The sequence below is a fragment of the Streptomyces sp. NPDC059092 genome (assembly GCF_042756365.1).
GTDB lineage: Bacteria > Actinomycetota > Actinomycetes > Streptomycetales > Streptomycetaceae > Streptomyces.
Genome location: NZ_JBHZEJ010000117.1, coordinates 1 through 12,812, shown reverse-complemented (window position 1 = coordinate 12,812; position 12,812 = coordinate 1). Strand labels below are relative to the sequence as shown.

The 12,812-nt window shown below is 71.0% G+C and carries 10 protein-coding genes; 9 read left to right on the top strand and 1 reads right to left on the bottom strand.

Going from position 1 to position 12,812, the window contains the following annotated elements:
* Positions 1 to 303 precede the first annotated feature (303 nt).
* The 8 genes from ACFXPL_RS36050 (at position 304) to ACFXPL_RS36015 (ending at position 10,297) form a co-directional block, all read left to right on the top strand.
* A complete protein-coding gene (locus ACFXPL_RS36050) occupies positions 304 to 1,920 on the top strand; it encodes an L-lactate permease (RefSeq protein WP_384927397.1) in 1,617 nt (538 codons plus the stop codon).
* 243 nt (positions 1,921 to 2,163) lie between these two features.
* A complete protein-coding gene (locus ACFXPL_RS36045; RefSeq protein ID WP_384927396.1) occupies positions 2,164 to 3,609 on the top strand; it encodes a phosphomannomutase/phosphoglucomutase in 1,446 nt (481 codons plus the stop codon).
* A 164-nt stretch (positions 3,610 to 3,773) separates the two neighbouring features.
* Positions 3,774 to 3,956, top strand: coding sequence for a Trm112 family protein (locus tag ACFXPL_RS36040; protein WP_384927395.1), 183 nt, complete (start codon positions 3,774 to 3,776; stop codon positions 3,954 to 3,956).
* 149 nt (positions 3,957 to 4,105) lie between these two features.
* Positions 4,106 to 5,254, top strand: coding sequence for an SIS domain-containing protein (locus ACFXPL_RS36035; RefSeq protein ID WP_384927394.1), 1,149 nt, complete (start codon positions 4,106 to 4,108; stop codon positions 5,252 to 5,254).
* A gap of 200 nt (positions 5,255 to 5,454) precedes the next feature.
* Positions 5,455 to 6,624 (top strand): mannose-6-phosphate isomerase, class I, encoded by a 1,170-nt coding sequence (manA, locus tag ACFXPL_RS36030; RefSeq protein WP_384927393.1) that lies wholly within the window; start codon positions 5,455 to 5,457, stop codon positions 6,622 to 6,624.
* An 86-nt stretch (positions 6,625 to 6,710) separates the two neighbouring features.
* Positions 6,711 to 7,694, top strand: coding sequence for a cation diffusion facilitator family transporter (locus ACFXPL_RS36025; RefSeq protein ID WP_384927392.1), 984 nt, complete (start codon positions 6,711 to 6,713; stop codon positions 7,692 to 7,694).
* A gap of 341 nt (positions 7,695 to 8,035) precedes the next feature.
* On the top strand, positions 8,036 to 9,493 hold the full coding sequence (gene ahcY, locus ACFXPL_RS36020) for an adenosylhomocysteinase (RefSeq protein ID WP_384927391.1): 1,458 nt from the start codon (positions 8,036 to 8,038) through the stop codon (positions 9,491 to 9,493).
* A gap of 189 nt (positions 9,494 to 9,682) precedes the next feature.
* Positions 9,683 to 10,297, top strand: coding sequence for a hypothetical protein (locus tag ACFXPL_RS36015; protein ID WP_384927390.1), 615 nt, complete (start codon positions 9,683 to 9,685; stop codon positions 10,295 to 10,297).
* A 32-nt stretch (positions 10,298 to 10,329) separates the two neighbouring features.
* Here the strand turns inward: ACFXPL_RS36015 and ACFXPL_RS36010 are convergent, their stop codons facing one another.
* Positions 10,330 to 11,265: an RDD family protein gene (locus tag ACFXPL_RS36010; protein ID WP_384927389.1), complete on the bottom strand. Its 936-nt coding sequence runs from the start codon at positions 11,263 to 11,265 to the stop codon at positions 10,330 to 10,332.
* Positions 11,266 to 11,402: 137 nt separating this feature from the next.
* Here ACFXPL_RS36010 and ACFXPL_RS36005 point away from each other — a divergent pair, with 137 nt between their 5' ends.
* Complete coding sequence (locus ACFXPL_RS36005) at positions 11,403 to 12,410, top strand: stage II sporulation protein M (protein WP_384927388.1); 1,008 nt, start codon at positions 11,403 to 11,405, stop codon at positions 12,408 to 12,410.
* Positions 12,411 to 12,812 lie beyond the last annotated feature (402 nt).

Here is a 12,812-nt window from a genome sequence, read left to right as displayed (position 1 = left end):
TGGCTCGCGACGCCTGGCACGCACACTCGCTGCGTTGTCGGAGTCGCCCGAGTACGTCCAGTACACGGGCGATCCTCCGCCTTGCGATTGCACGCACCAGACGCCGCGAGCCCCGCCCCAAGGGGCGGACGGCGCTATTTGTCAGACAGGGCCTAGCCCCTTCCACTTCCTTCGGCGTCCCTGACGCGGGCGGTTTCCGCTACGGATCCTGCGCGGGCCATTGACCTTCGCTTGGCGCGGACACGACCATTCCTCCACCTGTGAGAGATCACTTTCCGTATCGCGGAAGTCCGGAGGTCTGTCGTGTTCGTACAGCAACTGGAACCTGTCGCCGATTCGCTCGCACTCTCCGCCCTCGTCGCCGCGCTGCCCCTCGCCACCGTGCTGTTCCTGCTCGGCGGCGTCCGTATGCGAGCCCACTTCGCCGGGCTCACCGGCCTCGCCGTCGCCGTGATCGTCGCCTGGCTCGTCTTCGCGATGCCCCTCGGCCAGACCCTCTCGGCCGGCGCGCAGGGCGTGCTCTTCGGGCTCTTCCCCATCATGTGGATCGTCGTCAACGCCCTCTGGGTCTACCGGATGACGGTCAGGACCCAGCACTTCGACATCCTGCGGCGCTCCTTCGGGCGCCTCTCCGACGACCCCCGCATCCAGGCGCTCGTCGTCGCCTTCTGTTTCGGCGCGCTCCTCGAAGCGCTCGCGGGGTTCGGCGCGCCGGTCGCGATCTGCTCGGTGATGCTGGTGGCGCTCGGGTTCGACCCGGTCAAGGCCGCGGTCGTCTCGCTCGTCGCCAACACCGCGCCCGTGGCCTTCGGCGCGATGGGCACACCGGTCGTGACGCTCGCCCAGGTCACCGGATTGCCGCTGGACACGGTCGCCTCCGTCGTCGGCCGGCAGACCCCGCTGCTCGCCCTCGTCGTCCCGCTGGTGCTCATCGGTCTCGTCGACGGCCGGCGCGGGCTGCGCGAGACGTGGGTGCCCGCGCTGGCGTGCGGAGTCGCCTTCGCCGTCGCGCAGTTCGCGGCTGCCAATTACCTCTCCGCCCAACTCGCCGACATCGCCGCCGCGCTGGCCGGAGCGGCGGCGCTCGTCGCGGTGCCCTCCGCGCGCCGGCCCGCGGCCGAACCGGTACGCGCCGCCGTGCTCACCGGCGTACGGAGCGAGGACCTGGACCACGACGACCCGCGCCCCGAAGTGGTGCGCGCCTACGCCCCGTACGCCCTGATCGTCGTGATCTTCTCCGTCGCGCAGATCCCACCCGTCAAGGAGCTGCTGGCCAAGGCGACGCAGGTCTTCGACTGGCCGTTCCTCGATGTCGCGAACCCGGACGGGGAGCGGGTCGGCGCCAATGTCTTCACGCTGCCCCTCATCGGCACCGGCGGCACGCTCGTCCTCCTCGCGGGGCTGATCACGGCCGTGGTGCTGGGCGTACGTGCGGGGGACGCGGCGCGCGAGTGGGCGGCGACCGTGCACGAACTGCGGTACGCGATCCTCACCGTCACCTCGGTGCTGGCCCTCGCGTACGTCATGAACCTGTCCGGACAGGCGGCGACCATCGGCCACTTCGTCGCGGCGGCGGGCGCCGGGCTCGCGTTCCTCTCGCCGATCCTCGGCTGGTTCGGTGTCGCGGTCTCCGGCTCGGACACCTCGGCCAACGCCCTGTTCGGCGCGCTCCAGGTGACTGCGGCGCATCAGTCGGGCCTCGCGCCGGAGCTGCTGGCCGCCGCGAACAGCTCCGGGGGCGTGCTCGGCAAGATGATCTCCCCGCAGAACCTGACGATCGCGTGCGCGGCGGTGGGGCTGGCGGGCAAGGAGGGGGATGTGCTGCGCAAGGTGCTGCCGTGGAGTCTGGGGCTGCTCCTGGTGATGTGCCTGATCGTGGTGGGGCAGAGTACGGCCGTACTGGGGTGGATGCTGCCGTAACGGTGTCACCCGGCCGGGTAGTTTGAACCGACTTACCGCGCTGAACCGAGCGCGCTGAACCGACCGCAGTGACAGGAACCTCTGGAGGGCGTGGCCGTGGCCGATGTTTCGCATGTGCCGCATGCAGCAAACGCGTCGAATGCGTCAAATGCATCGAAAGATACGTCGCACCCGTCGCACCCGTCGCACCCGTCGCACCCGTCTCACCCGTCTCACCCGCCGAACTCGCCGAACGCATCAGAAGTGTCGAACGTGGCGCAGATCGTGAAGGCGTACGACGTGCGAGGGGTGTACCCCGACCAGCTCGACGACCGGCTCGCCGAGCTGTTCGGTGCCGCCTTCGCCGAGGTCACCGGCGCCGGGGCGATCGTCGTCGGCCACGACATGCGGCCCTCCTCGCCCGCTCTCGCGGCGGCCTTCGCCCGGGGCGCCCTCGCGCGCGGAGCGGACGCCACGCTCATCGGGCTGTGCTCCACGGACCAGCTCTACTTCGCGTCCGGGAACATGAACGTCCCCGGTGCGATGTTCACCGCGTCGCACAACCCGGCCCAGTACAACGGCATCAAGATGTGCCGTGCGGGCGCGGCGCCGGTGGGCCGGGACACGGGACTCGGGGAGATCCGCGCCCTGGTGGAGAGTTGGCTGCGCGAGACCCCGGAGGCCCCGGGAACGGAGGAGGCATCGGAAACCGCGCGAACGGGGAAGACGCCCGAGAACGCGGGAGCGGGGGAGACGCCCGAGAACGCGGGAGCGGGGGAGACGGCCGGAACCCTCACGCACCGTGACACGTTGGACGATTACGCCGCGTATCTCCTCTCCCTCGTCGACCTCTCCGCGATCCGCCCGCTGAAGGTCGTCGTGGACGCGGGCAACGGCATGGGCGGCCACACGGTCCCGACCGTCCTCGCCGGCCTGCCGCTCGATGTCGTGCCCCTGTACTTCGAGTTGGACGGTACGTTCCCGAACCACGAGGCGAACCCGCTGGACCCGAAGAACATCGTCGACCTCCAGGCCCGCGTGCTCGCCGAGGGCGCCGACCTCGGTCTGGCCTTCGACGGTGACGCGGACCGCTGCTTCGTCGTGGACGAGCGCGGCCGGGGCGTCTCCCCGTCCGCGATCACGGCCCTGGTCGCCGCCCGCGAACTGGCCAAGCACCCGGGTTCGACGGTCATCCACAACCTGATCACGTCCCGGTCCGTCCCCGAGGTCGTCAGGGAGAACGGCGGCACCCCGGTCCGTACCCGCGTCGGCCACTCCTTCATCAAGCAGGAGATGGCCCAGGCGGGCGCGGTCTTCGGCGGCGAGCACTCCGCGCACTACTACTTCCGGGACTTCTGGAACGCGGACACGGGCATGCTCGCCGCGCTCCACGTCCTGGCCGCCCTCGGCGGTCAGGACGGCCCGCTCTCCGACCTGGTCTCCTCGTACGACCGCTACGCGGGCTCGGGCGAGATCAACTCCACGGTGGACGACCAGCAGGCGCGGATGGCGGCGGTCCGCGCGGCGTTCGCGCAGCGCGACGGGGTCACTCTCGACGAGCTGGACGGCCTGACGGTGGCGGCGGCGGACTGGTGGCTCAACGTCCGCCCCTCCAACACGGAACCGCTGCTGCGCCTGAACGTCGAGGCGCGGGACGAGGAGACGATGGCGAAGCTGAGGGACGAAGCCCTGGCCCTGATCAGGGACTGACCCCCACCGGCCGCGGCTGTGCCTCGGCCGTCCCGCACGTTCCCAGCCGTCGGCCCGCCATCGCCCGCCGTCGCCCGCCGTCCCCGCCCGGGACGGCGGGCGCTGGGCCCACCGGCGGTAGGCTGACAAGCGTCTATCCACCTGTTCGAAGGGACACCCACCCCATGCCGCTCGAAGCCGGCCTCCTGGAGATCCTGGCCTGCCCGGCCTGTCACGCGCCGCTCAGCGACCGCACCTCGGACGAGACTCCCGAGCTGGTCTGCACCGGCGGGGAGTGCGGCCTGGCGTACCCGGTCAGGGACGACATCCCGGTGCTCCTCGTGGACGAGGCGCGCCGCCCCGCGTAGGAGCGCCGCCCCTCGCCCGTACACCCCGTACGAGCCCTGCCGGCGCCCGTACACCCCGTACGAGCCCTGCCGGCGCCCGTACACCCCGTACGAGCCCTGCTCCCACGCCAGCCCTGCTCACGTGCCACACCAGCGGAGGCCCACCCCTCATGCTCGACGAGTCGCTGCTCGACGCCCCCGACGCGCTCACCCGCGCCGACCACCGCGGTCTGCTCCGTGACGCCGCCGAGGCCGGGGCCCGGGTCCGCACCGCCCTGCGGCACACCGCCGAGGCGGGTATCGGCACCCTGGCGCCCGAGGGCCGCCCCCGCGCCGTACTGATCGCCGGTTCCGGAGCCGCCGCGACCGGTGCCGCCGACCTCGTGGCCGCCCTGGCCGGCGGAGCCGCGCCCGTGACCCGGCTGCTTCCCACGGGCGTCGCCCCCGCCGCCGGAGCCCTGCGCTGGGCGCTCCCCGGCTGGGCCGGCTCCGTGGACCTGCTGCTGATCGCCACCACGGACGGCAGCGAGCCCGGCCTGGCACTCCTCGCCGAGCAGGCGTACCGGCGCGGCTGTACGGTCGTCGCCGTCGCGCCGGGACACTCCCCGCTGAGCGAGTCGCTCGGCGGTACGCACGGACTCCTCGTACCGATGGCGACGGCACCGAACGAGTGGGCCGACACCGTCGAGGAGGACACGCGGGTGACCGGGCCCGGCGCGCTCTGGGCCCTCCTCGTCCCGCTGCTCGCGCTGCTCGACCGGGTGGGGCTGCTCACCGCGCCGCCGGAGAGCCTTCAGCTCGTCGCCGACCGGCTGGACCGTACCGCCGAACGCTGCGGCCCGGCCGTCGTCACGTACAGCAACCCCGCCAAGACCCTCGCCGCCGAACTGGCCGACAGCCTCCCGCTGATCTGGACGGAGGGGACGGCCGCGGCACCCGCCGGACGCCGCTTCGCCGCCGTACTCGCCGAGCTGGCCGGCCGCCCCGCCCTCGCCGCCGAGCTGCCCGAGGCGATCCAGGCCCACGGCACGCTGCTCGCCGGTGACCTCGCGGGCGGCGCCGACCCCGACGACTTCTTCCGCGACCGCGTCGAGGAGAGCGGGCCCCTGCGTGCCCGGGTCGTGCTGCTCAGGGACCGCCCGGTCGGCGGCCTGACCGCCGCCCCCGCCGCGCGTGAACTCGCGCTGGGCCACGACACGGCCATCAGTGAACTGGAGCCGGAGGAGGGCACCGAGATCGAAGCCCTGGCCGAACTGATCGCCGTCACCGACTTCGCCACGGTCTACCTGGCGCTCGCCGGGGGCACCACCCCCGCCTGACCTCACGCCCCCGCGCGTCCCTCCCGCACGGCGCGGGCCCCGCGCACCCGCGTACGCCCCTCAGCGCCAGGACACCACGACAGCAGCGCCGCGACACCACCCCGCCCTGTGCCACCCCCGCACCGCCCCACCGCCGCGTCGCCACCCGTACACCACCCCACCGTCACCGCGCCGCCACCTCGCACCAGAAGGCTCACTCCATGGACCGCCTCTCCAACACCGTGCGCCCCTACGCCTGGGGTTCGACGACCGCCATCCCGGAACTGCTCGGCACCCCTCCCACGGGCGAGCCGCAGGCCGAGATGTGGCTCGGCGCCCACCCCGGCGCCCCCTCGCGGCTCGACCGCGGCCATGGCGCCGGTGACCAGGCACTCTCGGACCTCATCGACGCCGACCCCGAGGCGGAGCTGGGTACGGCCACCACGCGGAAGTTCGGCCCCCGCCTGCCCTTCCTGCTCAAGCTGCTCGCCGCGGGATCGCCGCTCTCCCTCCAGGTGCATCCCGACCTCGCCCAGGCGCGGCAGGGACACGCGGACGAGGAGCGCCGCGGTGTCCCCATCGACGCCCCGCACCGCAACTACAAGGACGCCAACCACAAGCCCGAACTGATCTGCGCGCTCACCCCCTTCGAAGGGCTCTGCGGCTTCCGCGCCCCCGAGGAGGCCGCCGACCTGCTCGCGCGGCTCGACGTCGACGCGCTCAAGCCGTACGTCGACCTCCTGCACGCCCACCCCGAAGAGGCCGCGCTGCGCGAGGTCCTGACCGCCGTTCTGAGCGCTGACCCGGACGGGATGGCCGCCACGGTCACCGAGGCCGCTGCCGCCGCCGACCGGCTCGGCGGCGCGTACGCCCCGTACGCGTCGATCGCCCGCCACTACCCGGGCGACCCCGGCGTCATCGCCGCCATGCTGCTGAACCATGTACAACTCCAGCCGGGCGAGGCGCTCTTCCTCGGCGCCGGTGTGCCGCACGCGTACCTCGACGGCCTCGGCGTCGAGATCATGGCCAACTCGGACAACGTCCTGCGCTGCGGCCTCACCCCCAAGCACGTGGACGTCCCCGAACTCCTCCGTATCGTGCGCTTCGAAGCGACCGAGCCGGCCATCCTGCGCCCCGAGGCTTCCGTGTCCGGCGAGGAGCTGTACGACACCCCCATCGACGAGTTCCGGCTCTCGCGCTTCACCCTCGCGCCGGGCGCCGCGCCCCGCGACCTCACCGCGGCCACCCCGCAGATCCTGCTCTGCACGGCGGGCACCCCCAGGGCGGGCGACCTCGGGCTGACGCCCGGCGGCGCCGTGTTCGTACCGGCGGGCGAAAAGGCCGAACTGTCCGGTACCGGCACGGTGTTCCGTGCCACAGTCGTGGCCTGATCCGCCCGCCGCCCCGGCGGCTGCAACAATGTCCCGCCGTACGGCGGCGCCAGGGCCGCAGACCAAGGAAGGGACACCACGCACCCATGAGCGCGTCCGGCGGAACCAAGGCGATCGTGGCGGCGCTCGGCGCCAACCTCGCGATCGCAGTAGCCAAGTTCGTGGCATTCGCCTTCAGCGGGTCCTCGTCGATGCTCGCGGAAGGCGTGCACTCCCTCGCCGACTCCGGCAACCAGGGGTTGCTGCTCCTCGGCGGTAAGAAGGCGAAGCGCGAGGCGACGCCGGAGCACCCCTTCGGCTACGGGCGCGAGCGTTACATCTACGCCTTCCTCGTCTCCATCGTGCTGTTCTCGGTCGGCGGCATGTTCGCGATCTACGAGGGCTACGAGAAGATCAAGCACCCGCACGAGATCGAGGCGTGGTACTGGCCGGTCGGGGTGCTGATCTTCGCGATCATCGCCGAGTCGATCTCCTTCCGTACGGCCATCCAGGAGTCCAACGCCACGCGTGGCTCACTCTCCTGGAAGGACTTCATCCGCCGGGCCAAGGCGCCCGAGCTGCCGGTGGTCCTGCTGGAGGACTTCGGCGCGCTGATCGGTCTGGTCCTCGCCCTCGGCGGCGTCGGCATCTCGCTGGCGACCGGCGACGGCATCTGGGACGGCATCGGCACCCTCTGCATCGGCATCCTCCTCATCGTGATCGCCCTGGTCCTCGCGGCCGAGACGAAGTCCCTGCTGCTCGGCGAGGCCGCGGGCACGGACGACATCGAGAAGATCAAGAACGCGATCGTCGACGGGGATGTCGTGACCGGCATCATCCACATGCGCACGCTCCACCTCGGCCCCGAGGAACTGCTGGTCGCGGCGAAGATCGCGGTCGAGCACGACGACACGGCGGCCGAGGTGGCCTCCGCGATCAACGCCGCCGAGTCCCGCATCCGCGAGGCCGTCCCGATCGCCCGGGTCATCTACCTGGAGCCGGACATCTACAGCGCCTCGGCCGCCGCCGCGGGCACCAACCCGGCCAAGGACCCGGCCGGCCCCGCGACCCCGCCGGCCGCGGCGGAGTAGGCGGAGCGGATGCCGTAGCGCGGGCGGCGACCCCACCCGACGACCCACCCGACGGAGGCCCCGTCCCTCTCCCCGCACACGCCCCTCCGCCATGTCTCTCCGCACACACGTTTCGCTCCCTTCACGGTTCGGCTGTAGGTCACTGGGCCGATCGGTGTAGATTCGTGACCAGAGCCAGACGTCGCTGCTGATGGCGGTCGGGCGGTCCGCGCTGTGGACCGGCCGAGGGAGAGAGGGCCTCCGACGGACTGCCCCGCGTAGCCCGGGCATTCGTATGCCCGCCGCCGCAGAGCCAGCCGTACGTACCCACCCTCGACCCGATTTACGAGGAGCAGCTCGTTATGACGACTGTCGCCAACCGACAGGACTTCAAGGTCGCCGACCTCTCGCTCGCCGAGTTCGGCCGCAAGGAGATCACGCTCGCCGAGCACGAGATGCCCGGCCTGATGTCGATCCGCAAGGAGTACGCGGCGACGCAGCCCCTGGCCGGTGCCCGCGTCACCGGATCCCTGCACATGACCGTGCAGACCGCGGTCCTCATCGAGACCCTGACCGCGCTCGGCGCCGACGTCCGCTGGGCGTCCTGCAACATCTTCTCCACCCAGGACCACGCCGCCGCCGCCATCGCGGTCGGCCCCGAGGGCACCCCGGACGACCCCAAGGGTGTCCCCGTCTTCGCCTGGAAGGGCGAGACGCTGGAGGAGTACTGGTGGTGCACGGAGCAGGCCCTCACGTGGCCCAACACGCCCACCGGCGGCCCGAACATGATCCTGGACGACGGCGGTGACGCCACCCTCCTGGTCCACAAGGGCGTCGAGTTCGAGAAGGCCGGCGAGGCCCCCGACCCGGCGACGGCGGACAGTGAGGAGTACGGCTACATCCTCGGCCTGCTGAACCGCACCCTCTCCGAGAACCCGCAGAAGTGGACCCGACTGGCGTCCGAGATCCGCGGCGTCACGGAGGAGACCACGACCGGTGTCCACCGCCTGTACGAGATGCAGCGCGACGGCGTCCTCCTCTTCCCGGCGATCAACGTCAACGACGCGGTCACCAAGTCCAAGTTCGACAACAAGTACGGCTGCCGCCACTCCCTGATCGACGGCATCAACCGCGCCACCGACGTCCTCATCGGCGGCAAGGTCGCGGTCGTCTTCGGCTACGGCGACGTCGGCAAGGGCTGCGCCGAGTCCCTGCGCGGCCAGGGCGCCCGCGTGATCATCACGGAGATCGACCCGATCTGCGCGCTCCAGGCGGCGATGGACGGCTACCAGGTCGCGACGCTGGACGACATCGTCTCCATCGCGGACATCTTCGTCACCACGACGGGCAACAAGGACATCATCATGGCCGCGGACATGGCCAAGATGAAGCACCAGGCGATCGTCGGCAACATCGGCCACTTCGACAACGAGATCGACATGGCCGGCCTGGCGAAGATCGAGGGCATCGTCAAGGACGAGGTGAAGCCCCAGGTCCACACCTGGACCTTCCCCGACGGCAAGACGCTCATCGTCCTGTCCGAGGGCCGCCTGCTCAACCTGGGCAACGCGACCGGCCACCCCTCCTTCGTGATGTCGAACTCGTTCGCGGACCAGACCCTGGCCCAGATCGAGCTCTTCACCAAGCCGGAGGAGTACCCGACCGACGTCTACGTGCTTCCCAAGGCCCTGGACGAGAAGGTCGCCCGTCTCCACCTCGACGCGCTCGGGGTGAAGCTGACGACCCTCCGCCCGGAGCAGGCCGCGTACATCGGTGTCGAGGTCGAGGGCCCGTACAAGCCGGACCACTACCGCTACTGACCCACACCGCGGCTCCCGGTACTCCGCACGTCACGGAGACACGTCACAGAACAGGCCCCCGCACCCCCGTGTCGGGGGCTTGTTCCGTGTGTGACGTGTGCGGCCGAGGCCACCGGACATACGGTGTGCTGTCAGCTCCCGTACGGTGTGCTGTCAGCCGCCGAGTACGCGAAGGACCCGAAAGACCCCATGCCCCGCGGCCGTTATTCGCTCCATGACCCGCACGATCACACCCCTCTCGGTGACGAACACTTCCACTGCGCGCCCGGCCCCTCCGGCTGGCGCTACGTCTCCCAGATCACCACTCCCTCCGGCGACCACGCGGGCTCCGTCGATCTGGCCCTCGACGAACTCGGCCGCCCCATCCGTCTTCAACTCCACGCGGCGAGCTGGCAGATTCGCGGCGCCGCCCTCGAAGGCGTCACCTGGGTCCGTACCGACCCCACCGGCACCCATGCCACGGAAGGCAACGTCAACGCCCACGCCTTCACCGGCACATCCCCCGCCTTTCTCGTCGCGACGACCCGCCTCCTGCGCCTCACCCCTGATTCGCCCGCGACGCGCGTCCGCCTCGTGGCTTTCACGGACCCGGTCCTCGCCCCCCGCACGCTCGACCAGTCCTGGGCCCTGGTGAACAGTGAAGCGCACCCCACTGACAACGGCCCTCTGATCGTGGACGAGTACCAGGTCAGCGCCCTGGACACCGGTGAACAGCACTCCGTTCACATCGCCGGCGACGTGGTGCTCTCGGCCCCGGGCATCGAGCTGGAAGACCTCGAAACCGCGCCGTCACCGCCGGCCTGACACCGAGGCCGCCAGCCGCCCGGACCCCGCGCCTACGCGGGCGGGGCGAACCCGGTGGCAGACGGGGCAGGCGACGCGTCGGCGGGAACAGCGCCGGAGGCTCCCTGAGGGACGGGAGGGACGGGAGGGACGGGAGGGACGGCGGCAGGCCGGGGAAGGGGAGCCGCGAGAGAACCGGCACCGGCCTCGGGGGCAACTGCGGCCGGAGTGGCGCCGGGGCCGGCGCCGAGGGCCCGCCGCGCTTCCCGGGCCTGCCGCTCGTTCACCACGGCCGCCAGATACGCCCCCGCAGGCACCTCCTGGGGCGCCGGGGTACCCGTACGAGCTGCCAGATCACCGGCGAGACGCTCGGCCATCGACCGGCTGACACCCGGGTCGAGCTGTCCCATCCGCGTCAGGTACTGGCGTACCGCGAGCCATAGATCGTCCGGCACGGCAGACAGATCCAGCTCCGCGAAGCGCCCCACGAGCCACGGCGGAGGCGGCGGCACCGCCGCCGTGTACGGCGTCGGCACCCTCTCCCGTACGACGAGGGTCCCCGCGAACACATCGCCGATCCGCCGGCCCCGCGCAGACACCAGCGACGCGACACAGGCGACCACCCCGACCGAGAACAGGATCTCCACCACGCCCATCGCCCCGCGCACCAGCGCGTGCCGGAACCGTATGGGCCCGCCGTCGTCCCGTACGACCCGCAGCCCACAGGCCATCTTGCCCAGTGAACGACCGTGGCTGAGGGTTTCCACGGCGATCGGACCACCGACCAGCACCAGAAGGAACGAGGCGACCGCCAGGGCGGCGACCGCCGCCTCGTCCAGCGAACCGGCCGACAGCACGATGCCGACCGACACCAACAAATAGGCCGCCCCGGCCACCGCCAGATCGATCGCCGTCGCCAGGGCACGGCTCGGCAGCCGCGCCGGGCGCAGCCCCAGTACGACCGCGTCGCCCGTCACCAGCTCATCCATCGGTGCCCACCCTTCGCCGACCTTCCCCACCCTGGAGAAAGACCAGTCTGCCAAGCTGGCCCACAACGCGCCGCAGTCAGCCGTGCCGACGCCGACGGTACGGACCGTACGCACAGTGCCTGGAGCAGCAGCCGACCATGGACCTCGATGTCTTCGTGACCAGCCACCGTGCCGAGTGGGACCGCCTGGACCACCTTCTGGGCCGCGGCCGGCGCCTCACCGGCGCGGAGGCCGACGAACTGGTCGCCCTCTACCAGCGCACCGCCACCCATCTCTCGCTGATCCAGTCCAGCGCTCCCGATCCCGTCCTCACCACCCGCCTCACCCAGCTCGTGGCCCGGGCCCGCGCGACGGTCACCGGCACGCGCCGCGCCGGCTGGCGGGACGCCGCGCGATTCCTGACGGCAGGGTTCCCCGCAGCCGTCTACCGTGCCCGGCGCTGGTGGATCCCGACCGCGCTCCTCTCCATTCTTCTCGCGGCCGGCATCGGGTGGTGGACAGGCGTCCACCCCGAAGTACAGGCGGCGATCGGGGCGCCCGAGGAGCTGCGCCGGATGACCCGTCCGGGCGGCGAGTACGAGACGTACTACTCCAGCCATCCGGCGGCGTCGTTCGCGGCGCAGGTCTGGACGAACAACGCGCAGGCCGCCGCCATGTGTCTGGTCCTGGGGGCCTTTCTCTGCCTGCCGGTGATCTGGATCCTCTTCGTCAACGTCCTCAACCTGGGGGTCGGCATCGGGCTGATGTCCTCGGCGGGCCGTCTCGACACGTTCCTCGGCCTGATCCTGCCCCATGGCCTGCTCGAACTGACCGCTGTCTTCGTCGCGGCCGGCACGGGGCTGCGCCTCGGATGGACGCTGATCGACCCGGGCCCGTACAGCCGCCGAACAGCCATGGCCCAACAGGGCCGCGCCGCGCTCGGCATGGCCCTCGGGCTGGCACTGGTCCTCTTCGTGTCGGGCGTGATCGAAGGCTTCGTCACCCCGTCCGGCCTGCCCACCTGGGCGCGAATCACGATAGGAGTCGTCGCCGAACTGGTCTTCCTCGCCTACGTCTACATCCTCGGCGGCAGGGCGACACGGGAGGGCGAGACGGGCGACCTGGAGGCCACGGACCGCAGCGCCCGACTTCCTGTCGCCGCCTGATGTGCGTGGGGCGTACCCGACCTGTTAGTCTCCTCTTCGCCCCACAAAAACCGTTGACACGGCCGGAGTGGGGAGGTAGATTTGAACGGTTGCCTCGGAGTTGGTTATGCTCCAGGTTCACCGAACAACATCTATGCGGCTTCCGATGGGACTGGATTTCCACGGAGCCCTCCTCGATTCGACCAGTAGATGGTTCCGGCCCGTAAAATTCGGCCGCCTCGCTTCTGCTAAAGTCGAATCTGCCGAAAGGCAAAGGGCCAATCCAAAGGCCTTCGGAATTCTGGAAGCGGGAAACACCGCCGAATGAATCTGATAGAGTCGGACTCGCCGGAAAGGGAAAGCGCGAAAGCGAAGAACTGGAAAGCAGCCCCGCTCCGACGGGGAATCGGACACGAAAGAGTC